Below are 22,888 nucleotides of genomic sequence, written 5' to 3' on the forward strand. Positions count from 1 at the left end.
GAACTGGCGCCCATGGGCGCTGATCAGTGGATCAACATGCCGCCGTTCACGTCGATGACGGCGCCGGTGATGTAGGCGGATAGATCCGAGGCAAGGAACAGGTAGGCTCCCGCTACATCCTCGGCATTGCCGAGCCGGTTGAGCGGAATGCCTTTCAGGATGTCCTGGCGCATCTCGTCCGTGAGCTTGCCGCCGGTAATATCGGTCTGGATGAGGCCTGGCGTGACGCAATTGACCCGGATGTTATCTGGCCCGAGTTCCCGCGCCATGGCCTTGGCAAGGCCCAGAACCCCAGCCTTCGCGGCCGAGTAATGCGGGCCACCAAAGATCCCACCGCCGCGTTGGGCGGACACCGATGACATGCAGGCGATCGAGCCCTGACGGCGGGAGCGCATGTGCGGAATGAAGGCTTGGCTGAGATAAAGGACGCCGGTGAGGTTGACGTCAACGATGCGGCGCCAGCTCGCCTCGTCGATCTCCATGGTCTTCACGGGCTGGGTAATACCGGCATTGTTGAGAAGAATGTCAACTTGACCCAACGCGGTGATGGCTGCCTCGGCGGCACGTTTGCACTCCTCGAGATCCGCAACGTTGCACCGAATGCCAAGATGATCCGGGCCGAGGGACGCGGCCGCCTCCTTCGCCCCGTGCTCATCAAGATCCAGAATGGCGATCCTGGCGCCATGGGCTGCAAAGAGTCGGGCGGTTGCAAACCCGATCCCACGCGGGCTGGCCGCGCCGGAAATAACGGCAGTCTTGCCTTGTAGCAACATCGTTTCCTCCACGATGAATTTCATTCTTGTGTGGCTTATGGGAGGAAGTATTGGCCCGGGTTGATCTTCGGACAAACGCAATGTTTACAACACCTGTTGAATTTGATTCACTCCACTGATGCTCCAGCATCTGCCTCTATCGTTTCTGCGGGTTTTTGAAGCGGCTGGCCGAACAGGGTCCTTCCGGGCGGCAGCTTTGGTCTTGAACCTGACGCCGAGCGCAGTCAGTCATGCCATTCGTAAGCTGGAGCAGGTTCTTGGATTGCCTCTCTTCGAGCGCGACAGCCGCCAGGCTCGCCTGACCTACGAGGGCGAGGTGCTGATGCGTCATGTCAGCCGAGCCTTCGATGAGCTGCGGCGTGGCATGGAGGTCGCCTCGACTCGCGGTCCCAAGCTCCTGCGCCTGCATTGTGCCCCGAGCTTCGCGGCACAATGGTTGACCCCTCGGCTCGCTGCATTCTTCAAACAGAACCCAAGCATAGAAGTGCGCCTCGCGGCTGGGACCGATTACACCCGGTTCAATTCCGATGAGTTCGATGCCGATATTGTTTACGGACCACCCCGTGTGGAAGGGCTCATCGTGGTCCCTCTCGGCCACGAGACGATTGCACCTATGTGCGCACCCCACCTTGCCGCCACGATAGAAACGCCCGCGGACCTTTTTAATCACACTCTGATCCAAAGCGACACCAAGCAGATCCAGTGGACAGATTGGTTCGCGGCCAACGGCTTGACCGCACCTGCTCCAAACGGAAGCCGGTTTGATCGCAGCTTCCTGGCGATCGCAGCCGCTGCCGAGGGTCTAGGCGTTGCTCTGGAGTCGACGCGCCTTGCTGAAAGGGAGCTTGCATCGGGCCGCCTGATTATGCCGTTAGACCAGAAGGCAACACCTATCCGCTATGTCGGACACAACTTGGTTTTTCCCCGGTATGTCCGGCAACGTCATCCGCTGAGAACCTTTACCAAGTGGCTTCTCGCGGAACTTGGGGTGGAGGCCGAGATCCCCCTTAATGCGAACGCCGCTGACACTTCGCGTGCATCCCCTAGCCGTGGATCAGGCTGATGCTGGCGATGTCATAGTAACGAGAAATATCGTCCTAGGATGCTCCTCGACGGCAGGTGCACTCGCGGGTGGGAGCATCATAGCGGAATCGTTGTAAATCAGCTTAGAATTATTGACCCCGGTAGAGGAAAGCGCAACCGGCTGAATATTCGAAACAAATAGCGATAGCAGAGGGGTCACAGTCGGCGCCGGTCGTGACCCTCTCACCCTGAGCAAAGACCCAAGGCCACTCAAAGGTTTCCGCCGAGCAAGTGACGGGGGTCTGGGTTCGAAGCCGAATGACACCCTTCCCGCTCAGAGTGTCCGAACCGGAGGTTCGGACCCATGGCGACATCCCCATCCATGAACTGGCCAGCCTTGCCGGAAGCTTCGCCTCTGATGAGGATGATGAGGAAGTCGTCATTCGCCTCATGGCGGAGAAGTTTGGGCTATCACGGATCAAGCAGGGGACATGCGCTCGTTTCGAGGCGGCTCTTCGACTAGCAAAAGGATCGGCATAGCCGGGGTCCGATTTTGAAATGACCTCACGAGAAATCGCTCTCACGCCCAGGACAAGCTGGACGGTGATCCCTACGTTTGTCGTGAGCGACGATTCCAGCCACGACTTTGGTCTCCAAAAGCCTCATAGCCGGTGTCTGTTACTACGACGGTATCTTCGAGCTTGATAAAGCCTCGCTTGGGGTGATGCAGGGTCGTTTCAATCGAGACCACCATGCCCTGCTCAAGCGGCCGGTCCGCGTCATAGTCGGGATAAGGAATCGGGCCAGTCTTGGTCAAACGCGGGGCTTCATGGCTGATGATGCCCATGCCGTGAGCCAGGAAGCTTGTGTAGCTCTTGTGGGCCGATCGGGACAGCAGTTCTTCGGCTGCCGTAAAGATCTCACGCCCATAAGCGCCCGGCTTCATCGGCCTGCGGCCCGCCTGCTGAATGGCTTCGATCTCGGCCAAGAGGTCCTCGAGCTCCGCATCGGGTTGACCAAAGATGCCCATCCGACACAGATCACCAATATACCCCCTGTAATTCCCGCCTGAGTCGAGCGATATGATGTCGCCTTCGCGAACGCCTTGGTCCGACGGCGCTCGGTTAAAGCTGGTGCCAGCCGTCACCAAACAATACTCGAACACCAGGTCGCGTGCCTGCTCCTCGCGGCGCAACGCGTCGACGAGATCGTTCTTTGTGCACCCCGGCGTCGCCTTCTCGAACACAGCCATCATCGCGTCGATCACGCGCTCCGAGGCTTCCCGCAAAATCGAGAGCTCGGCGTCTGTCTTTCGTGCCCTGAGCCGCTCCAGCGGGAGCAAGGCGTCGATGAATTCGGCATTCGGTAAGCCGGCCCGGAGAGCTAAATATGCATCGGCCGTAAGGAATGCCGTTTCGATTCCGATCCGTTTATTCTCAGCGCCGAGGCGCCGAACATGGTCGATGACGGCTTGGGCCACATCGAGCGTTCCCCAAGTCGAGTGCTGGACGGTTGGCGTCCAGAATCTTCCAAGGTCCTTTTCATGGATCTCCAGTGCATTCGCGACATAGATTGCATCGCTCGGCCTACCCTTTGGATAGATCAGAGCCGGCAAATACCGGCTCACGCCAACCGCATCCATGTAGGCAAAGAAAAAGAAACGGTACCCTCCAAACAGGTACTGGATACTGTGCTTCGAGGTTGCAACAAGGAGATCGATGCCAGCTTCATCTAGGAGAACATCCAATCTCTTGATATCGAACGGGATGGAAGCATTGTTCACCTCACGCGCGACGGCTGATGGTGTCATTGGTTCCTCCCTTGGCTGTGACGATCCGTTAGTTAGAGCTCAGCATTTGTAATAGCTCAGCAGATTATGAACGAAGTTGCGGCCGCACTTGGGCATGAGAGAGCTTGGCTTCAGAAAGGGGCAACCGCGTCTGACAACTATTGATGTTCAGTCACACACGACTTGCGTACGCAGTGGGTCTGAGGCGGTCGCTAGCCACAACCGTGCGAAGGTCCGCTCCTCGTGCAAACCAAGACATCCGGCTTACTTCAGCTTCGTGCCGATACTGTTGAAAAACTCCGCAAAGGCCGACTTCTGGGTGAGCAGCATACAGGATGCTGGGCCTCGTCTGGCCCGGTGATGCTAGTAATAGACCGATGAAGTAGGGCGCGGGAGTTTTTCAACAAAATCTGCCAGAAACGGACCTTCCCGATTTAAAGGTTCCTCGGCAATGCTGTGACTCCTGAATGGCGAACAAGGGCCGGTTTGGGGCGGTCCGCATCAATGATTTTCGTTCGGAACAAGGGGACGATGCTTGGTGTGTGGGAGGTGTTGATCACGCTCGACAAGACAGATTTTGCAGTGAGAGCCATCAACGCGAGATGAGCGCCATCACACTCTCGGGTTGGCCCAATCGGGTCTGTCTCACCCGAAGTAGCAGATGACATTGCACAGGATCTCGTGCTTTGATCAGCGACGGCGCGAAGATGCCGCCCGGGCGAAAAGCCTGGAGTAAAAGGGAGAGAAGCAGCTTGTCACTCCTCGTTCTGCAGGACGTCGGGAAGGAATTTGGCGCCATTCGTGCTCTTTCTCATGTCAACCTCACGATCAAGCCTGGCGAGGTCGTTGGCCTCATGGGTGACAATGGCGCCGGCAAATCGACCCTAGTGAAGATCATCGCGGGCAACTTCCTCCCCTCCTATGGCAGGATCCTGTTCGAGGATCAGGAGGTTCACTTCACGAAGCCAGTTGATGCCCGCTCCGTCGGGATCGAAGTTGTCTATCAGGATCTCGCCCTTGCCGATAACCTGACGGCTGCCGCCAACGTATTTCTCGGGCGCGAGCTGAAGCGTAGGGTCGGCCCCTTCTCTTTCCTCGATCACGCTGCCATGAACCAGCGGACGGCAAATCTGTTTCGCGAACTGAAATCAGAGACTCGCCCCGATGACGTCGTCCGCGCTATGTCGGGCGGCCAGCGGCAGGCCGTCGCGATTGCACGGACGAGACTTGCCAAGGCCAAGCTTATTCTCATGGACGAGCCGACGGCGGCTATTTCAGTCCGCCAAGTAGCCGAGGTTCTCGATCTCATCCGCCGCCTGCGCGATGCAGGAATTGCCGTCATCCTGATCTCGCACCGCATGCCTGATGTGTTCTCGGTCTGTGAACGGGTGATCGTTATGCGGCGCGGAACTAAGGTCGCCGACAAGCTGATCGGCCAGTCGAGCCCCGAGGAGGTCACTGCCCTGATTACGGGCGCCAAGGAAGCGGCGTGATGACCGAAATCTCTCCGGCAACCGGCTCCGAGACGAGCGACTTCTCGAATGTGGGGCGAACCCGCTGGTGGCGACGCGGCTTCTTCGCGAGCCAGACTGCCTATGTCGCGGCTGCCCTCATCGCAATCATGATCGTAATGTCCTTCCTGAGTTCGGCCTTTCTCAGCCCGGGCAACCTAGCCAACGTGGCGAAGAACTTCTCCTTCGTAGGCATCGTGACGCTTGGCGTCACGCTCGTGATCGTCACGGGCGGCATCGATCTATCCGTGGGCTCCACCATGGCACTGTCGGCCATCGCCTGTGCCATCGTCATGCAGACCCTGAGCGGCACCGCATTCGACAGCGTTCCGATCGCCGGAATGCTAGTGTCGCTGGGTGCCGGCCTCGGCGTCGCCCTGCTCATTGGCTTGGCCAACGGGCTGCTGATCGCCCGGGTCGGCCTCTCACCTTTTGTCACGACGCTGGGCATGCTCTCCATCGTGCGTGGCCTTGCCTATGCGGTCACGGAAGGACGGGGGCAAGCTCCGACCGGTCCGGATGTTGATCTCTTCTACGCCATCACCGACGGCAACATAGCCGGCGTGCCCGTGGCCATCGTCTATCTCCTCATACTTGCAATCATCATCGGTGTCGTTCTTCATCACACGGCGTTCGGGCGGCATATTTTCGCCTTAGGCGGCAACGAGAAGGCAGCGGCCCTCACTGGTATTGCTGTCGAGCGGGTGAAGATTGCCGTCTATATGCTGTCCGCCCTCTCCGCGGGCTTTGCCGGCATCCTGATGGTGGGATGGCTTGGCTCAGCTCCGGCCAATCTGGCGACAGGCTACGAGCTGACGATTATTGCGGCTGCCGTCATTGGCGGCGCCAATCTTAACGGCGGCATCGGTGGACCGGCCGGAGCCGTGATCGGGGCTCTTCTTATCGAGGTCATCCGCAATGGTCTGGTTCTCGCGGGCATCAACGCCTATTGGCAGATCGTACTCGTCGGCGCGATCATCATTCTAGCGGTTCTGGTCGACCGCCTGCGCACCTTGCGAATGTCATCTTAGACACTGTCCTCAAAGGCAGCTTCAAACAGCCGGACGAAAGAAGCCAGCTATGAGAAGACCCTAAACCATGGGGCCGCAATCAACCAGGAGGAAGAAGACATGATAAAACGCCTGATCCTTGCTGCGGTCGCTGCAGCCGCTTTGACGGCCCCCGCATCGGCCCAGCAGACCTACAAGTTCGCCATCCTCCCGAAGGCGATGAACAACCCCTATTTCGATCTCTCCCGTGACGGATGCATGAAGCGGGCGAAAGAGCTCGGAAACGTCGAATGCATCTACAAAGGCCCTGTCGAGCATGAGCCGGCCAGCCAGGCCCAGATCATTCAGGATCTGATCAGCCAGAAAGTCGACGGCATCGCGGTCTCCGTGTCGGATGCTGCCGCCGCAGTGCGCGTGATCAAGGCGGCACGCGATGCGGGCATTCCGGTCATCACGTTCGACGCTGATGCTCCCAACTCCGCACGCCAAGCCCATGTGGGCACCGACAACCGTGCAATGGGGCGCGCGCTGGGCGAGGAACTCCTGAAGATCCGGCCTGAAGGCGGTAAATTCGCCATGGTGTCCGGCGGCCCTGCCGCTGCCAACCTGAAGGAACGCGTCGAAGGCGTGCGCGATGCGCTGAAAGGATCAAAGTGGACGGAAGTGTCAGGCTCGCCCACGTATTGCAACGATGATCTGGCACTCGCCGTGCAGCAGATGCAGGATCTGAAGACCGCCAACCCTGATCTCGCCGCTATTGTGCCGGTCGGCGGTTGGCCGATGTTCGTTCCCGAAGCGTACAAGAGCTTTGTGAACAAGAACAAGAGCGCGATGGACCAAGGCAAGTTCACCCTCGTGGTCGCGGATACATTGAAGGTGCAGCTCGAACTGCTGCGCGATGGCTATGCGAACGCTCTCGTTGGCCAGCGACCCTATGAAATGGGCGAGAAGGCGATGGATATCCTTCTGCAGCTCAAGAAGGGCGAAAAGGTCCAAGACATCGTCTATGCCGGCATTGACCGGGTGACCAAGGACAACGTCACGTCCATGTTGAAGTAGGCCTATCTCTTCATGAACACGTAGGTCGTCCTTGGACAATCCTTGGCCCGGGACGACCGTTTCGATTTAACGAATGACGTTTTTCGTGAACCTTCGCGAACTCTCCCTCTCGCCGCTCACCCGTTTCCTAGAGCATGATCTGAACCGCAGCCATACCCCTACCAAGTTGCAGGATCGCTGAATTGGCTGTGAGCGCTCCGGCGCAGACATGGGATCGGAGCGTTTTCCATCTCCCCACACTAGTCTGTTACGGGTCAAAGGCCGTATCTAGGAGCACCCGTGTAAAGGTCTGCTCATCGCGAAATTGCGGACCTTTGGCTACCCAGCGCAAAGTGAGTCGGAGTTTGCACGGCCTGCTCGAGTTTCGTCTGCTGTTACCCGTGGCGTTACCCGAGAGAAAAGAAGACGCGGGCCTGCAGAGACAGGAAAGCCCTTAAACCCTTGCCTGTTAAGGGTTTGAGGTGGTGAGCGCGCCGGGACTCGAACCCAGGACGCTCTGATTAAAAGTCAGATGCTCTTTTCAGCTCTCAGGCCAGCGGCCGCAGCTTGCAGGTCGGGTCTGAGGCCGCGGGATTGACGCAGCAGCCCAACCAACGGACCGGCAGAGCTTTCCGGCCACGGAATAGGGACCGGAACAAGATCTGCTCTCGACAGTGCCATGATGAGCACCGTTCAAGGCGGACGGTAAGGAACGGAGATCCTTCAACCAAGATGCGATCCCACAGGCGTCGATTTTGGGTAGCACTCGTAGAGCAGGAGCTCGCAGCCTAGGACGACCGCCCTCGGACGCGATGCTGTTCCACGTCGCCTGCATCCGCATCCATCCAGCTGCGCCGCTTTTTCCCCTGCCGCTGGGGCTTCTTCGCGCGCCTGTCCCGCCATGACTTCTCATCGGGTCTCTTGTGCTGAGACACAGAGCTGGTAACGAGCTTCTCCTCGATTTTCGCATTGAGGTTTGCCCGGAGGTCCACGACTGCCTCCAATTCCTCGAATACGCCCGGATAACGCTGAGCCAGCCAGAGCCATGTGGTAGCGATCTTCACTCGGGCTTCCAGCTTCAGGAGGTCGGTATTGATGCCGAAGTCCGGCGCCTGAACGCGCCCGTCGCGCGCATGCTGCCGGGCCCAGTCGAGCAGCAATTCGACTGCCATTTGCTCCCGTCCATCAACAGGTGCCATTGAGTACGATAGGCGGTCGAGGATCGGCAGATCCACGGTGTCGAGGAGCGTGGCCAATTCGATCATCTCCTCCATGTCAGCCATGCGAAGATCCGGATGGCCGGCAACCAGAGTGTCGTTCAGGTGCCGGAGAACACGACCGAGCCGGTCGGTCTGCAGCACTTCGCTCGCGGACAAAACCGTCTCCTGGTTGGGGCGGACATAGGCCTTGCCCCGCAACTTGCCAGCATCACCCTTTAGGGCATTTCCAATAATGGTCTCGACCTGCGCATACTCCCCCGCTTCCGGCAGGGCCGTTACAAGCCCTTCGTCATGATGACCGAAGCGCCCTGCCCGACCGGCGATTTGCTTGATCTCCATGGCCGTGAGCTGCCTCTCGCGCACGCCATCGAACTTGCGCAAGGTGGAGAACACGACACGGCGCAACGGGCCGATGTTCAGGCCCATGCCAATGGCATCGGTCGCCACGAGGATTTCAGCCCCGCCGTTGCGGAAGCGCGCCGCCTCGGCCCTGCGGACCTCCGGTCCAAGGGCGCCATAAACGGTCGCAACCGTGCGCCCGGCCTGCACCAGTTGCGCTCGAAGATCGTGAACGTTCTTACGGGTGAAGGCCACGACGGCATCGCCGCGGGACAGCTTCTTGAGATAGGCCGGAACGCCTTCGACGCGCAGCCTGCCCTTGCGCTTAAGAATCTTCACCTCCAGAGGTTCACCGGTCATCGCAAGCAGGTGCTCGACCAACGGGATCGCCTCGGGCGCGCCGGTCAGAACCACCAGACGCGCGGGAGCTCCGATCATGGCCTGAGTCCATGCCCAGCCCCGGTTCGGATCGCCCAGCATCTGGACCTCGTCGATCACGCAGACATCAACCAGCCGGTGCAGATCCAGCGTCTCGATGGTGCGAGCGATATGCGTCACGCCTTCGGGCAGAACACGCTCCTCGCCCGTCACCATGCCGGCGGCCATGCCCTCCTCGCTCATGCGCTCGTAGTGCTCCAGCGCGAGAAGCCGTAAGGGGGACAGGATCTCGGCCGTCTCGGCCTCACGGGCGAGTTTGAGGGCCTCATAGGTCTTGCCGGAATTGGTCGGTCCGGCCAGGAACAGGAACCTGCGGTTCAGGGAGCGGGCCACGGGAAAGATCGCTGCATATCGTTCATAGCCGGAGGCCTCACGGATCTGCGCATCGCGCAGGTGCCGGAGCCGTCTGGCGGTAGCCTTAGAGCGGAGATCATCGAGCTTCTGCCGAAGCTTGCGCCCAGCGCCAGCCGGACCGCCCTTGTCAGAGGCATGGATCCGGTCGAGCTTCTCGATCGCAGCCTGGATACCGCCCAGGATGGCCTCGCGCTCTCCAGCATCTTCATAAGCGGCAAGATAGGTCTCAAGCTCATCGCGCCAGCTTGCCAGCTCCGCCTCGCAGACTGCGAAGGTGGCGTCCCGCAACTCGATCAGCTTGGCCTTGAGGGCATCAGATGCAGCGGCAATCTCGGCCCGCCCGACGCGGGCCGGATCCAGGACAACGGCTGCAACTTCGAGGGGCTCTGCAAAGGCAAACTCGATGACGATGTCCGTGGAGTTGCTGTCAGGCAAGACCTGCATGGGCTGGCTGAACACCGCCCGGTAGCCGGCAAAGACGCGCTCCGGCTTCCACCGGCCGCTTTCGATCTTTCGGATATCCTCCGCCACATAGATGCCCGCGTTCGTCCGGACAGGCGCGAGGATTCTCTGTCGCCGCCGATGGGCCGCGTCATCGATCGGCTGGACGGTTAGATTGTCGGCTTTCTTGGGGTTGGAGCGCGCATGCCTTTTGGCATCGACATTCTCACCCTGCATTCGCCACGCCGGGACCTCGGCCGCCAGCTGTGCGATGGTTTTAGGGTCGAACATGGGGGCTTCGAAAATGCGCCCACGCTTTTGGAACGTCTGGTACTCGGCAACAGGGATCAGCCTGGCCTCAATCCAGCGCTCGCACTCGGCCGCACTTGCAAGCAGAATTCCCGGCAGATGATTGATGCTGACGAAGGCTTTTGATTTCTTAGACATTCATAATTCCGCAGGGCAGAGCACGTTTTCCGCTGCTCCAACCTCGTTCAACGGGCGCCTTCTACCGCAGAATCGGCCATACGCCGGAGCTCAACTCCAGAAGTGCGCACTTGTTTTCAGGGGGTGTCGAGCGATAGCGCCCGTAACTTTCGGAAACGTTCCTGACTATGTTTGGATTACGAAGTTTATGTATTGAGCTGTCAGATTTTTCCTTGGTCGTATATGTTTATGGCGGACTCCAACATCAAGGGATCCGCCGGTGCAGGCGGATTCCACTCACATTATTCGCTTCAGAGAAAAACCGTCGCCTCTGCGGGTTGCACTAGGGTGTCACGTTCAGTCACGAGGACTGCGACAAGATTTCAAGCAGATCGAAGCCTCCTATGGGGATGACATCCTTCATCTGGTCACTGCCGCGGGCTACCTGAACAAGCTAATGGGCAATCCGGCCATCGGAGCATACCTCATGAAACATCACGGCGAGATCGCTTGCGAGTTCCGAGCGATTATCGCAGCTTCGTCGCTGGATCAGTCTCAGACAGCAGTCACCTAATAGGTCCCGTCGTCAAGAATATACGGGAGCGCTCCAGCTGATAGGTCAGCTGGAGTAACAGCATTCCTTGTTATGGCTTATTTCCTTCACTGTTTGTCGCATAATTTTCCCTGTTCGCCCGGTTAGGGAATTCTCTCGTAAGGCGCTGAAATATTGAGATCTTCTCTGCTGAATTTCGTGGACAAAAGCTCAAAGAGGGCAAAATTCCCAGTAATTCGGGCTGTATCAAGGAAGATATGTCCGAGACGAGTTCGCGGGTGACTGCCTCCACCGCCATTACTTTGAGGTAAGCAACTGAAGTAATTTGAAAATATGCTTGAAGGCTTCGACCTTCCCTACCGTGTTCCCCACCTTTGCGGGTAGCTTGGCTGTCGAAATCTTAGGCTTGCTCACTCAGAGATTTGCGTCGATATGCCATTTGCATATTGGGACGGTGCATTTGGCTTCCACCCCTGCCGAATCTTCATGGTGGACCAGAACTCGTTAGAAGCTCTGCCGTTGTCCTGCCCCAAAGAACACGTGAACGCTCATAAGCCTACAGAACACCATCTATACAGGGACAGTCTGCCATTGTGCTGAGGACGCCTCTACTGGCGGTCATAGCCGCGCTATTCCACGACCTTTAGAGCCGAGACAAACGAAAAGATGGCCACTCGAAAGGCACGCCTAGAAGGATTCGTCACTGACCGGGTACCTGCCCCTGGCCAGTTGGTTCAAGTCTTGGCTGAAGATCATGTAGGGACATACATTCTTCCGTTCCCGTGTGAGAGAGTCGACGGGGCGTGGCGAAATGGGGAAACAGGCGAGGTGGTTCATGCCTATGTCCAGGGCTGGCGCGAGCTTCGACCTCAACGCCAGAGCCCGACGAGACTGCTCGGAGGATAGTAACGATCCGAAGGGCTCCAGAAGCGGCATCCGCTGGGAATGGATCCGGTTCAAGTATCGTGGGTGCCTCATCGCCGGCAGATAGACACCCAACCTTTTGTTCTATTTCAGGGCGATAAGGGTTTCTTTGAAGGCCTCAACGTTCCTCTGGAAGGCGACCGATGTTAAACTCGGGACAAGAGCAGGAGGAGCAGAGATGGCTAAGGGCGAACAGCGCGGAAACCGCGAAACCAAAAAACCGAAAGCAGCAAAGCCGAAGACGATTGCCGCCGCGCCTTCTACAAAGGGAACGGTGAACGCAAGCACTGGATCCAAGAAATAGCGCTCAGCGCGTCTGACTTGGGGATGGGATATCCAACTTTCCTCTAGCACGCGTATTTTTCATATCGCTCGTGAGCCATAAAGCGGCGGTCGCAGCCTCACACTTACCTTGCAGCCGCAGCTTTTTCACCTTCACTGGTGTGCATATGGCTTTGTAAGCTCTTGGCAGCGAAGGGGCTGCAGAAAAAGAGCGCCCATTCGGCTGGCGCTCTAGGTGGGCCGCGATTGCGACCATCAGGGAGAACGACCGTGCCAGGAGGCACAAAGACGAGGCTGCGCCCGAAAGGTAAACGCTTCCTTACACAACGAACCGCAGGAACGCTCACCGGTTTGCTAGACCTGCGCCATAAGCCTTTGCGTACAGCTCCCTCACATTGACCATCATTCTAATCCGTCGGCTCCCACACTTCGAGCATCGCAGCTTAAATGCCATGTCATACCAAGTCCCTGAAGAGCTGACTCGTTCGTGATTTCCCGGACTGGGATGAGTGTGATTCAGTTTGGCGAACCAGGGAGGTTCGCCATGCCCATCCCACTCCGGCCTGACTTTGATGCATCTCAGCTTCGCGCACTCGCCCGCAAGACGAAGAACGCCGCCCAGGCGCGGCGGCTTCTGGCACTGGCGGCGATCTATGAGGGTGCCGCGCGCACCGAGGCGGCGCGGATTGGCGGGGTGACGCTGCAGATCGTGCGCGACTGGGTGCTCAAGTTCAACGCTGAGGGCCCTGAGGGGCTGATCGACCGCAAGCCTCCGGGCCAGCCCTCACGGCTCACCGATCAGCATCGTCAGCTGCTGGTGCAGATGATCGAGGCCGGCCCGATCCCGGCAGTGCACGGGGTGGTGCGCTGGCGCCTGGCCGACCTGATCCAGTGGCTCTGGGATGAGCACCGCCTGCCGATCTCGAAGCAGACCCTGAGCCGGGAAGTGCGCGCGCTGGGCTATCGCAAGCTGTCGGCCCGCCCGCGTCATCACGCCAAGAGCGATGCCGCCGTGGCCGCTTTTAAAAAGACTTACCCACGCGTGTGGCGGAGATCGCGACCCACGAGGCTCATGGCAAGCTGCTAGAGATCTGGTTTGCCGACGAGGCGCGCATCGGCCAGAAGAACAAGATCACGCGGCGTTGGGCCAAGCGCGGCACCCGTCCCTCGGCCGCGCGGGATCTGCGCACCGCCTCCACCTACATCTTCGGGGCCATCTGCCCAGCGCACGGCAAGGGAGCCGGCCTGGTGCTGCCCCGCTGCACCACACAGGCCATGAATGAACATCTGAAGGAGATCGCGCAGGCGGTGGCGCCGGGGGCTCACGCCGTCTTGCTGTTGGACCGGGCGGGCTGGCATGTGTCGCGCAAACTGCAGGTGCCACCCAACATCACCCTGGTGCCGCTGCCGGCGAAAGCCCCTGAGCTGAACCCGGTCGAGAACATCTGGCAATACATGCGCGAGAATTGGATCTCCAATCGGGTGTTCGCATCCTACGAGGACATCCTCGATCACTGCTGCGCGGCGTGGAACAAGCTCAACGAGCAGCCGTGGACCATCATGTCGATCGGCCTGCGCGACTGGGCACACGGGTTCTGATCACTAGGACCTGGTATCAGAGGCTGGTGAGCAATTATCTTTCTTTTCGCGTGAGGCGACGCAGCAGGATGCGGCTCATGGCGAGATAGAGCAACATCTCGCCGGTCTCGACCAAGCGTTCGTAGTCCTTGGCGAGCCGTCGACTGGTGGTCAACCAGGCGATTGTCCGCTCGACCACCCACCTTCGCGCGAGCACTTGAAAGCCACTCGGGCGCGTCGGCGGCTCTGCGTCAGCCCGCATCCAGGTGCCGCCGCTCCACCAGTGCTGCGGAATGGACAATTGCCAGCCCAGCGCATTGCGCAACCAGTCCTTCAGCCCACGATATGCCGTGTCAGCCCACATCCGCTCGATCGCCGGAAAGAGATGCTGCAGACCCTCCAGCAGAAATTCGGCCCCTGCGCGATCATGGATGTCGGCTGGATGCACCCGGTTCTTCAACAGATTGCCTTGCGTATCAACGAGAAGATGGCGCTTGCGGCCCTTGATCTTCTTGCCGCCATCGTATCCGCGTGGTCCGCCCATCTCAGTGGTCTTGACCGATTGGCTGTCGATGATCGCTGCTGTCGGTTGGGGCGAACGGCCCATTGTGCGGCGGTAGCTCTCCCGCAGCACCTGAGTGACGTGCTCCCAGGTGCCATCCTCGCGCCACTGGGCATAGTGGTAGAAGACGGCACCACGCGAGGGATACTCGTGGGGCAGCAACCGCCACTGTGCTCCGGTGCGCAGCAGATAGAAGATCGCATCGACGATGCGCCGTAACGGATAAGTCTGCCGCCGCCCAGCGGGATGACTGCGGGGGATCAGCGGTTCGAGCAGCGCCCATTCAGCATCGGTGAGATCGCTGACGTAAGAACAGACCTCCATGGCACGGGCTCCCTAATCGTGAAACAGCCCGCATCCGCCGCAGCGGCCCAGCACCAAACCTATGCTGAATCAAACACTTGCATCGAGCAATAAAATTGCTCACCAGCCTCTCAGGCACCGGCAGGGCGGAGGGCCACCCCTTCAGCGGCATCTCAGCACCATGGCCGCAGTTGTGGGCTTCGCAGTAGGCCATGACGGTCCTGTACCCATCAACGAGACTCCGTCCCACAGTGACTGGCGGGATCTCGTTGCCGTGCTCATCATAAGCGCGGCGGGGATTGCGATGATTGCGATTGGTACTCATCAGCGCTTCTTGGGCGGCATAGGAAGATACTTGAAGGTCAGGCCATCAACCGCATTGCGGATGGCTTCCCGGCTCACCCCGAAGTCGCGGGCGAGCTTGCTGTACTCCCGCTCGCCAGAGGCGTAGCGCAGCCGCGCCTCCAGGACCTGCTCCACTGTCAGCTTGGGTCTGCCCATCCTCGTGCCACGCTAAAAAAGAACATAAAGCGAACATCTACTTAGATAAGCAGAGCTGTCGAGAGAGGTTCCTCTTCTGCAACCAAGCCTGTGAAGAGTGTGGATAAGAGGCTTCCGGACAGCGCCCTAATAGTAGAGGTTTAGCCGCTGGGCGCCGCATAAGGAGACGGCCCTGGAACGTGGGGCCAACTCGTTAATGAAAGCCTTGAGGCACTACCTTATTCCGCTCTGTATAGCAGTCCTGACGCTCGCTGCCGGTCCTGTCGCCATAAGCCCAGCCCTTGCTGAGGACACCTGGACACCTCTGGGCAAGGGATGGGCCCGCTACACGAATGAGCGGTTTGGGACTACCGTGGAGATACCACGCTACCTGTTCAAGCCCGCCGAGCCCCCGCCGGCCAACGGCGATGGCCGAGAATTCAAATCTGCTGACGGGGCGAGACTATGGATCTCAGCAAGCTATGGCCCTTCTGTCGTCACAGACACGTTCCAGGAGTACAAAGCGTGGTTGCTCGAACACACGGGGTTGGACCGTCTGACCTACAAGGCTGAAGGAAATAGCTGGCTCGTGCTCTCTGGGATCAAGGGAGACAACATCGTCTATAGGAAGGTCCTTGAGGGCTGCGGCGCGGCCCATGAACTTCATGTTGAGTATCCTGTACGGAGCAAGGCTCTATATGACTCAGTCGTGGCTCGCCTCTCGCGGTCGATTAATTGCAATTCCCACGATCCTAGGCCGTCAGCGCAGCGGCTACTGCCACATTGTCGATTTCTAAATCGAAATCTCTTGGCTAACCCGAGTCGATTGGCTGGACTGCTGCCATTGACCGACTATCGAACTCAGCAGGCGCTCGCGAAACACTCTGCCAGCCATTGCTGGTAGGTCGCCCACCGTATGCCATTAGGCTTGGACGGCAGGTGCCACTCAGCTGAATCTTTATCAACAAGAAGCCGCGCCTTGAACTGTGCGTTAATGCGCTCCCCTGCTTTCTGAACCGAAACCACTTTGCTAAAGGCGCTGCGATAGCTGTTAGGGGGCATGCCTAACGCAATCTCTACGGCAGCACTGACGGCTTGCTCACGCAATCGCCCTGATGGTCATGATGGCGGCAGTGACGGGGGATTCTCAGCGGGCGCTGCCTCTCGCTCCCGCTGACCAAGAGCCTGCTGCAAATCCGGGCTCAGGCTGTTGAGAGGAACGACCTCATACTGTGAAACTGCTATGCACCGACCCTCAATGCTCGCCATCACTACGGCGTTTGCAGAAAGCTGCTGACCTTCGCTCGCTGGGGCGCTCGTTGAGCTGCAGCGCTCCTCGCCCGGGCTAGTCTCCTTGGTTACAGCGATGACGTACCAGACGTTTCCAGTTTTCGCCGCTTCGGCCAGCAATCGTGCTCGTTGCTTTGCCTCATTCAATGCCTTGCGGCGCTCTTCGATTGACACACCGCGTATGAAGGCGAGGTTGGGTGGCGTGTCTCCACTTTCGCCGTAGGGATGGACGAAGTTCAACGTCATCCGCAAGGTGTCAGCCTTGACCTCGGTGACAGGAAGCGCAGCGGCTTCTTTTTTTCCCTGAACGAACTCGCGCACAGCCACATCGCACGACCGGAACTCATCCGGTTCCTGAATCGCTTGCTGAGGTACCGGCTTGGCTGGAACAGGAGGATTCCGTTTTCGGGATGGGGCGCCCTCTGCTATGGCAGAGAGAGCAACAACACAAACGACAGCTAACGAAAAACTGGCACCATGGCGCCTCCCCCCTGAAATTAGGAAGAACGTCGCCAACCCAGCCAACGGCCAAGCTGCATGGCTAGTAACGAGTCCCCAGCCGAGATGGCTACACTCAAGAAAATAACGCTCTGGCTGGTTCTTAAGTTGCAGAGTGGTCGCAAAGTCGCTTGGCCCTGGTGTTCTAGGTTTTCTTCAACCTGCCGGACGAAATCAACTTCGACCCTAGTGCTTCAGCGCCCGAATTGCCGTGGCAAGCTCCCGCGATAACAGACTTCTCGTCACCAGATAATCTGGACCTAGCAGGATGCTATAGCGCGTCCGGTTTCCAAGATGCACCGCCTCACATAGCTCCGCAGCTCTCTCCAACGCGTCGTTCTCAGCTTCACGAATGACGGCGGCAATCCTGGCAAAGCCCTTGTCCGTCAGTTGCCAAGAATGCCCAGCTCCGTCGCCCTCAACCAAGCCGATATACATATGGATCGTCTCGCGCAGGCTCTCAGCGCGCTCTTGTGGCGTCATGAATGCCATCTTTCGGACTCCCAAGAATTTCTGTCTTCGCGCCTACCTCAGCAACTTTTGTGCGGCATCTGCAGGCGGCCACGGTCACAAGCGCTCTGTCCTAGAAGGATATCTTCGGCTCCGGACGAAGCACGAAAGGACGCGCCGCAGTCGAAGACCCTGATAGGTGGCTTTCCTGCTCGAATCGAGTCTTGCGGAACCCTTTTACGAGGCGAAACCTTCTAGTGTTTCGACGTAGATTTTGCCTCCACAGTTTCCGTGACGTCCCACTTCTTGGGCTCGGCGCTTCGGCTTCCCTGGTCTTTTTTGGGCTTCTTCGCCTCTCGGTTCCCGTGCTGTTCGCGATGTGCCATGGGATAGCTCCTCTCGCTTCAAGATTACACTTGCGGCTGTGCAGCCGCAGACAGACAGTACCACGGCAGGAAGCCCGTCGAGAGAACCGCCATGCGTATTCTTTTTGGCTGGCCCAAGCAAAAATTCAACGTGGGGTCGACAGCCCCAGCCTGCGAGGCTCCCGATGGCATGCGAGGATTTGGTCGCACAGTGTTTTATGGATGAGCGGGTGCCGCTCGCGGTTCCTGAGCTGAACCGCGAGCGAACCTTGAAGTACTTAGAATGCTGCTATCAGCAGGGGCTGTCGTGGGACGATGCCAAGCAGCAGATCCAGGCCTTTCTGCAGCAAAGAGGCGTTCCCCATCAGGGCATTGTGCGGCAGCTGCAGCTTGCCAAGCCGCTTCTTCAGCCTTGGCTGGATTGAACTGAACCAACCACAAAGCCGCTTCATCAGCCGTGCCGTTGCCATGACGAGCTGCGCATCGAGCATCTCCTCAGCCGCATCATAGCGAGCCACCCACCGCTCGTATGTGGCCCATTGCATCCCCTTCGGCTTCGGCGGCAGGTCCCATTCATCCGGGTCCTCATCCCCAGCAGAGCCGCCTTCATCTTCGCCTTTATCCGCCATGCTCGTCCGAACTGCGGCAGAGATCCATCCAAAAATAGGAAAGGAGCGCCCGTTCAGGGCGCTCTGGGAAAGCCGCCAGTGCGACCGGGTCAGGGGATCGACCGTGCTAGGATCAGCACACTACGAGCCTGCTCAATCAGTCAGGCGGATGGTGTTGTCTTCGCATACGTCGAACTCGTCCATCTGGACCGAAGCCTCGTCCGGGAAGGCCGCTGCGACGGTCACTTGGCAGCCCGTCATCTTCGGCAACTTGAGAATGGTCTTCGCCTGAGGAGCCAACGGCTTTTTAATCCTCACAGTTTGGCCATTGGCCCCGATAGCAATGTCTATCGCGGGCACCTCGCGAGCGTTGGTGATGACCAGGGCAGAGGCAGGCTTCGGCTTGGATGGTGCCGCGATAGCATGGCTTGCGATAAGCACGAGGCCAGCAGCGGTTACAATACGGAAAATCATGGTGTTTCCTTCTCTGTACCGTTCAATGGGCGCTATGCATGCGAGGGCATCTTCAAGTCCCTCACTGATAGACCGCCTTTGTGAAACAACTGACGGTCTCGTCTAATCCGGCCCAAGCACTCCGTCATCAGTGACAGAAAGGGCCTCGAAGAAAGAGCGCCATATACTGGGCGCTCAAGGTGGGCCGCCTTTCACGGCCGGTTCCAGGGAGGACAATGACCGTGCCAACTCGGCACAGGAAAAGGCTGCGCCCGAAAGGTTAACGAGCATTTAAGAAAGTATGGCGGTTTCGGGACACTAGCCGCGCCCATGGCGCACACGGTCTTTCCATACTGCCTGACCGGGCTAAAGATGGGTGAGACATTGGCTGCTCTCCAGACGCTTGAGAGAGCCGGGAAACGGGCAGGCTATGCGCAGGTCCGGTCTAAAGCAGCCTAGCGTGCCCAAGACCGCGCCCTACCTTCTCCTGATAGGAACAGCAGGGAGCATCCAGATGTCTGACCATGTCTATAAGGTGCTTGAACTCGTCGGTTCATCGACGGATAGCAATCGGGATGCCATCCAAACCGCTATCAAACGGGCGGACCAGACGCTCAGGAACATGCGCTGGTTTGAGGTCATCCAGACCCGGGGCCATGTCTAGAATGGTGAGGTCCGCCACTACCAAGTCGGGTTAAAGGCTGGCTTTATGCTGGAGGGCGAGTATCCGTAACACGAAGGCCATATGAGCGCAGCAGCACCGGAACTCATTGTCTGAGCAGGCCAAACTCCTTTACCGAAGTCTCGTGAGCGGCTGTCAACTAAAGCTAGTGAGGGAGTGCAAAGGCCGTGGGCTTAGCACTCCCTTGAACTGCCATCTATAGCCGCTTAATCAGTCGCGCGGCTGCCACGATGAGTTGCGCATCAAGCATCTCCTCAGCGGCATCATAACGAGCCACCCACCGCTCGTAGGTCGCCCACCGCATTCCCTTTGGCTTAGACGGCAGATCCCATTCGTCTGGGTCGGCATCCCAAAGAAGACGCTCCGTGCTCCTAGATGAACAGCCAATCGTCAGCTGACAGTTCTCGAATGCCTCTCAACGTCAGCGCGTCACCGTTGTCGAAGGTGAGAGTCAGACTGCACCTCTGGGTGCTCACGCCGATTTCGCCGCTGGCAACCAGGCCTTCCAACTCGGCAAAATCGTCAATGGCGTTGGTGCCGATGTTGACGTCAAGCCGTACGCGGTCAAAGCGATGGTCAAAGTCGAAGACTCGGTCGTGACCATCCCCTTCATTGAAGACGATCACATCGGACCCGGTGCCGGTCCAAATCCGGTCATTGCCCGTTCCACCAAGCACCGTGTCATCGCCTTTGCTCGCTGAAATCTTATCCTTGTCCTCACTACCATCTAGGCTGTCATCACCCTTGCCGCCAAACAGCCAGTCCTTTCCGCCGTGCCCACGCAAGATATCGTCGCGGCCGGTGCCCTTCAGGACGTTGTTGCCCTCATCCCCATCCTTGACCACGCCGTCGACCGGCGGGACGACCTCTCCCTCGAAGATGCGGGCCTTTATCGAGGTGGAGCTCGCGTCCCCACCCTGGCCGCTCGCGTCCGTCCAGCTCACGACGAATTCGCCGTTTGCGAGGCCTGTCACATTAGGATCGTACTGGTCCCCAGAGGTCGAGATGTTGACCAGCCTCTCCGGGCCGAGGGGCGCGCCGTTGTTCGAGAACACCTGTGTCTTGATAGCCGAGCCGGATCCGTCCCCGGTCGCGGGATTTGAATCCGTCCAGGCGATGGCGAAGCCGCCCTCACTCAAGGCGGCGACCTCCCCTCCAGGGCCTCCGGCCGCGAATGCCGGTATGACGATGTTGCCATCCGGATCGATGATCAATGCCGTGCCCTGGATCATGCTCGTGGAGCCTAGGAGGACGACAATGTTCCCGTTGCTCAGCAGCGCGCTGCTGATTGCGTTGAGCGAACCCTGCTCAACCGGAATCAGGTGCGGGGGGCCGAGCGCCATGCCCGTGGCGTCGAGCTTCTGGAAGTTGAGCGTGTCTGGGAAGGGTTCAAAGTCAGGTGGCAGGATCGGTCCGTAGTAGACTATCGCGGCATGGTCGTCGGCGAGTTCCACCAGCGACAGAGCTTTTGACTCCCCGGTTTGAGAACCGGGGAAGGTCCTGGAATCCCCCGAGACAGCGACGATCCTCGCCGCTCCGTCGGTCAGGTAGGCGAGGAAGTAATCACCCCCTGTCGTCGCGGCGAGTTCGAGTTCGCTGCGGGGAGATGACGATCCGCCGAATTCCGGTCTGGTGACGTCGCTCGTCGGGATCAGTTCGGGGGGAAAGGTTCTCGTCTGTTCCTCGTAGACATCGGTGAGCCGGGTTCTCCAGCCAAAGGCAACATCCCCGTTCATCAGGGCGATGCCATCAACATTGGAGAAATAGGTGTCGGTGGGTTGCTCTTGCCCGGAGAAGACCGAGCTCGACGCAACCGGCTGACCCGTCGGATCGAACATCCGGCCCCGGATTTGGTCGCTCACGGGAAGGAAGGCCCCACCTGCGGGGTCTATCTGAGGAACTGATTGAACATCAACCCAGCCGACCACGAAGCCGCCCCCCGCCAAGGGCGCGATGGCGGAATCCTTCTGGGCGAACTCTGTCTTGTCGTTGACGAGGAATTCTGAGGCGACGCTCTGATGGGCTGCAAAGTGGCCGCCCGCCGAAATCGAGGGAAAGCCACCTTGAGCATCGTTTGCTTCAGTGCCGCCGCGGCTGACGAAGACCGGCTCGAGCTGAAAGCTCGGTGTGGCTGACGTATTTCCGTTGGTGATAGAGGGCCGGGAAGCCATGGTGCCTCCTTCTCGCCGTGGCGAAGCGGTACTCGACCCGAAAGAGCGGGCCGAGGGCTGGGGAGTGGCGGCCGGAGCCGGGAGGGCCGGGTGAAGCGGCGGCTGCCTGAAGTCCACGAAGCCGGGCGGAGGTCTTGTGGCGCTGAGCGCCTCGGAACGGGCCGCAGCAATGCGCGGCCTGATGCCCGTGCTGGCACAAATGACCTAACCCCAGAATAGCACAGCGGCCAAATGCTCGAAAGCAGGCTCAGGTACATTGCCTGGCATCGGATTCGACCAGTTAGCCGCCACACTCTTGCGCCGGCTATGCGCTCAACTATCCTCCCTGATTTGTGAATAGAGGGTGGCTTGGCTAGATCTGCTTCATCAGCCGTGCCGCCGCCATGACGAGCTGAGCATTCAACACCTCCTCAGCGGCATCGTAGCGAGCCACCCACCGCTCGTAGGTTGCCCAGCGCATGCCCTTGGGCTTGGGCTTGGGCTTGGGCTTGGGCTTGGGCGGCAAGTTTCATCCACCCGGGTTTGTACTCCAAGGGACCACGCCCTCTTGCTCTTGCATTCTGAATCGAAATCTCTCAGGTAAGGCCGCTTTATGAGCCGCGCCGAGACTTTCGGATCATGGTCCACATAACCAGAGAGCCTCTTCTCAGCACCGCACGAACCTAACCGGCAGGATAGGTAAAAATTAGCGGATATTAAACGCAGTATCTGTAAGCTGAATGGCTATCGCACTTGAACGTGAATAGCGTTGGCAAGTGCCAAATCAAAACTAAAAGTGAATTCGGGCACAAATGGATCAGACGTCAGCATTTCGTAATCTTAGCATTGCTGGGTTTTGGCAGCCAGTCACCGACTCCTACCTAGATGCGAACGGCCGTTGGGGAAATCTGGCTACCATGCCGTACGGCGTGCTCCAGCTTGATGCAAATGGACGTGCCGGCATTCTCGTCTCGGGATGGAGTTGGGGCGGCACCTTTGGACTCGGAGAGAGCATTACGCCTGTCAACGTTATGCTGCTCGCTGAACAAGCCGATGGGACGATGGCCATTGAGACGGGAAGCGTGCTCGGCAATAGGACTACAAATGGTTCCGGTTCCGTCATCGTTGCTGACTTCAACAACGATGGTCGCGATGACATTCTGCTTCCAGCCCACAACGAAAGTCCTTTTATCGCAGCGCGGAGCACCGCTTACATCTCAACTGGTTCGACAGGGTTCTTCCGTGTCGATCTGACTGACCAAGTGATGGCACACGATGCTCAACTTGCAGAGATTGATGGCCAGCCGGTCGTCCTGACCCGGACATTTCAGCCTGGAGACCAAAATCC

19 protein-coding genes, 1 tRNA gene and 1 pseudogene are annotated in these 22,888 nt (G+C 58.8%); 9 read left to right on the forward strand and 12 right to left on the reverse strand.

Translation table 11 applies throughout. The annotated features are described in order from the left end of the window. Positions 1–23: 23 nt before the first annotated feature. Positions 24–773 carry an SDR family NAD(P)-dependent oxidoreductase gene (locus ACXJKO_RS12680; RefSeq protein ID WP_457091453.1) on the reverse strand — a complete coding sequence of 250 codons (750 nt, stop codon included), beginning with the start codon at positions 771–773 and terminating at the stop codon, positions 24–26. 118 nt (positions 774–891) lie between these two features. On the opposite strand from ACXJKO_RS12680, the gene ACXJKO_RS12685 reads away from it, so the two are divergent. Further along, a complete protein-coding gene (locus ACXJKO_RS12685; RefSeq protein WP_457091454.1) occupies positions 892–1,836 on the forward strand; it encodes a LysR substrate-binding domain-containing protein in 945 nt (314 codons plus the stop codon). Positions 1,837–2,406: 570 nt separating this feature from the next. Here the strand turns inward: ACXJKO_RS12685 and ACXJKO_RS12690 are convergent. Continuing rightward, a complete protein-coding gene (locus ACXJKO_RS12690; RefSeq protein WP_457091455.1) occupies positions 2,407–3,606 on the reverse strand; it encodes a M24 family metallopeptidase in 1,200 nt (399 codons plus the stop codon). A 686-nt stretch (positions 3,607–4,292) separates the two neighbouring features. Here ACXJKO_RS12690 and ACXJKO_RS12695 point away from each other — a divergent pair. The 3 genes from ACXJKO_RS12695 to ACXJKO_RS12705 all read left to right on the forward strand — a co-directional run bounded on the left by ACXJKO_RS12695 (position 4,293) and on the right by ACXJKO_RS12705 (position 7,165). Beyond that, the gene (locus ACXJKO_RS12695) at positions 4,293–5,078 is read left to right on the forward strand and encodes an ATP-binding cassette domain-containing protein (protein ID WP_457091470.1); all 786 of its coding nucleotides are present in this window, start codon (positions 4,293–4,295) and stop codon (positions 5,076–5,078) included. Beyond that, complete coding sequence (locus ACXJKO_RS12700; protein WP_457091456.1) at positions 5,078–6,127, forward strand: ABC transporter permease; 1,050 nt, start codon at positions 5,078–5,080, stop codon at positions 6,125–6,127. Before ACXJKO_RS12695 ends, ACXJKO_RS12700 begins: the two co-directional genes overlap by 1 nt. Before the next feature lie 102 nt (positions 6,128–6,229). After that, positions 6,230–7,165, forward strand: a complete 936-nt coding sequence (locus ACXJKO_RS12705) for a sugar-binding protein (RefSeq protein WP_457091471.1) — start codon at positions 6,230–6,232, stop codon at positions 7,163–7,165. A gap of 462 nt (positions 7,166–7,627) precedes the next feature. Here ACXJKO_RS12705 and ACXJKO_RS12710 read toward each other — a convergent pair. Together ACXJKO_RS12710 and ACXJKO_RS12715 are read right to left on the reverse strand one after the other, a co-directional pair. Continuing rightward, positions 7,628–7,694 (reverse strand) — tRNA-Lys (locus ACXJKO_RS12710). Between the two features lie 238 nt (positions 7,695–7,932). Beyond that, positions 7,933–10,383, reverse strand: a complete 2,451-nt coding sequence (locus tag ACXJKO_RS12715; protein ID WP_457091457.1) for a helicase-related protein — start codon at positions 10,381–10,383, stop codon at positions 7,933–7,935. 259 nt (positions 10,384–10,642) lie between these two features. Here ACXJKO_RS12715 and ACXJKO_RS12720 point away from each other — a divergent pair, with 259 nt between their 5' ends. From ACXJKO_RS12720 to ACXJKO_RS12730, 3 genes are all read left to right on the forward strand, one after another. Beyond that, positions 10,643–10,936: a plasmid partitioning protein RepB C-terminal domain-containing protein gene (locus ACXJKO_RS12720; RefSeq protein WP_457091458.1), complete on the forward strand. Its 294-nt coding sequence runs from the start codon at positions 10,643–10,645 to the stop codon at positions 10,934–10,936. Between the two features lie 1,081 nt (positions 10,937–12,017). After that, a complete protein-coding gene (locus ACXJKO_RS12725) occupies positions 12,018–12,143 on the forward strand; it encodes a hypothetical protein (RefSeq protein WP_457091459.1) in 126 nt (41 codons plus the stop codon). Positions 12,144–12,626: 483 nt separating this feature from the next. After that, a protein-coding gene (locus ACXJKO_RS12730; protein ID WP_457091460.1) for an IS630 family transposase occupies positions 12,627–13,720 on the forward strand; the annotation gives its coding sequence in 2 pieces (ribosomal slippage) (positions 12,627–13,175 and positions 13,178–13,720; 1,092 coding nt in all). 34 nt (positions 13,721–13,754) lie between these two features. On the opposite strand, the gene ACXJKO_RS12735 is transcribed toward ACXJKO_RS12730, so the two are convergent. The 6 genes from ACXJKO_RS12735 to ACXJKO_RS12760 all read right to left on the reverse strand — a co-directional run bounded on the left by ACXJKO_RS12735 (position 13,755) and on the right by ACXJKO_RS12760 (position 18,729). Further along, positions 13,755–14,585, reverse strand: a complete 831-nt coding sequence (locus ACXJKO_RS12735; protein ID WP_457091461.1) for an IS5 family transposase — start codon at positions 14,583–14,585, stop codon at positions 13,755–13,757. A gap of 303 nt (positions 14,586–14,888) precedes the next feature. Next, complete coding sequence (locus ACXJKO_RS12740) at positions 14,889–15,065, reverse strand: hypothetical protein (RefSeq protein WP_457091462.1); 177 nt, start codon at positions 15,063–15,065, stop codon at positions 14,889–14,891. A gap of 1,098 nt (positions 15,066–16,163) precedes the next feature. Further along, complete coding sequence (locus tag ACXJKO_RS12745) at positions 16,164–16,655, reverse strand: hypothetical protein (protein ID WP_457091463.1); 492 nt, start codon at positions 16,653–16,655, stop codon at positions 16,164–16,166. 363 nt (positions 16,656–17,018) lie between these two features. Then, entirely contained in the window at positions 17,019–17,324 is a 306-nt protein-coding gene (locus tag ACXJKO_RS12750) for a hypothetical protein (protein WP_457091464.1), read from the reverse strand. A gap of 601 nt (positions 17,325–17,925) precedes the next feature. Next, complete coding sequence (locus ACXJKO_RS12755; protein ID WP_457091465.1) at positions 17,926–18,276, reverse strand: hypothetical protein; 351 nt, start codon at positions 18,274–18,276, stop codon at positions 17,926–17,928. A 132-nt stretch (positions 18,277–18,408) separates the two neighbouring features. Beyond that, positions 18,409–18,729: a hypothetical protein gene (locus tag ACXJKO_RS12760; RefSeq protein ID WP_457091466.1), complete on the reverse strand. Its 321-nt coding sequence runs from the start codon at positions 18,727–18,729 to the stop codon at positions 18,409–18,411. A 493-nt stretch (positions 18,730–19,222) separates the two neighbouring features. Here ACXJKO_RS12760 and ACXJKO_RS12765 point away from each other — a divergent pair. Beyond that, positions 19,223–19,369: pseudogene (locus ACXJKO_RS12765) on the forward strand (dodecin); the annotation flags it as partial. Between the two features lie 392 nt (positions 19,370–19,761). Here the strand turns inward: ACXJKO_RS12765 and ACXJKO_RS12770 are convergent. Further along, positions 19,762–21,561, reverse strand: coding sequence for a calcium-binding protein (locus ACXJKO_RS12770; protein ID WP_457091467.1), 1,800 nt, complete (start codon positions 21,559–21,561; stop codon positions 19,762–19,764). Positions 21,562–21,913: 352 nt separating this feature from the next. Then, the gene (locus tag ACXJKO_RS12775) at positions 21,914–22,066 is read right to left on the reverse strand and encodes a hypothetical protein (protein ID WP_457091468.1); all 153 of its coding nucleotides are present in this window, start codon (positions 22,064–22,066) and stop codon (positions 21,914–21,916) included. 391 nt (positions 22,067–22,457) lie between these two features. Here ACXJKO_RS12775 and ACXJKO_RS12780 point away from each other — a divergent pair. Continuing rightward, the coding region (locus ACXJKO_RS12780; protein WP_457091469.1) for a hypothetical protein at positions 22,458–22,888 on the forward strand (431 nt) is incomplete at its 3' end.

This window comes from Microvirga sp. P5_D2 (assembly GCF_054049475.1).

What these genes read in the sequence shown, in the direction of transcription:
- ACXJKO_RS12680 (WP_457091453.1), bottom strand. Translation starts at nt 773, where the DNA reads ATGTTGCTACAAGGCAAGACTGCCGTTATTTCCGGCGCGGCCAGCCCG.
- ACXJKO_RS12685 (WP_457091454.1), top strand. Translation starts at nt 892, where the DNA reads ATGCTCCAGCATCTGCCTCTATCGTTTCTGCGGGTTTTTGAAGCGGCT.
- ACXJKO_RS12690 (WP_457091455.1), bottom strand. Translation starts at nt 3,606, where the DNA reads ATGACACCATCAGCCGTCGCGCGTGAGGTGAACAATGCTTCCATCCCG.
- ACXJKO_RS12695 (WP_457091470.1), top strand. Translation starts at nt 4,293, where the DNA reads ATGCCGCCCGGGCGAAAAGCCTGGAGTAAAAGGGAGAGAAGCAGCTTG.
- ACXJKO_RS12700 (WP_457091456.1), top strand. Translation starts at nt 5,078, where the DNA reads ATGACCGAAATCTCTCCGGCAACCGGCTCCGAGACGAGCGACTTCTCG.
- ACXJKO_RS12715 (WP_457091457.1), bottom strand. Translation starts at nt 10,383, where the DNA reads ATGTCTAAGAAATCAAAAGCCTTCGTCAGCATCAATCATCTGCCGGGA.
- ACXJKO_RS12725 (WP_457091459.1), top strand. Translation starts at nt 12,018, where the DNA reads ATGGCTAAGGGCGAACAGCGCGGAAACCGCGAAACCAAAAAACCGAAA.
- ACXJKO_RS12735 (WP_457091461.1), bottom strand. Translation starts at nt 14,585, where the DNA reads ATGGAGGTCTGTTCTTACGTCAGCGATCTCACCGATGCTGAATGGGCG.
- ACXJKO_RS12740 (WP_457091462.1), bottom strand. Translation starts at nt 15,065, where the DNA reads ATGGGCAGACCCAAGCTGACAGTGGAGCAGGTCCTGGAGGCGCGGCTG.
- ACXJKO_RS12750 (WP_457091464.1), bottom strand. Translation starts at nt 17,324, where the DNA reads ATGGCATTCATGACGCCACAAGAGCGCGCTGAGAGCCTGCGCGAGACG.
- ACXJKO_RS12755 (WP_457091465.1), bottom strand. Translation starts at nt 18,276, where the DNA reads ATGGCGGATAAAGGCGAAGATGAAGGCGGCTCTGCTGGGGATGAGGAC.
- ACXJKO_RS12760 (WP_457091466.1), bottom strand. Translation starts at nt 18,729, where the DNA reads ATGATTTTCCGTATTGTAACCGCTGCTGGCCTCGTGCTTATCGCAAGC.
- ACXJKO_RS12770 (WP_457091467.1), bottom strand. Translation starts at nt 21,561, where the DNA reads ATGGCTTCCCGGCCCTCTATCACCAACGGAAATACGTCAGCCACACCG.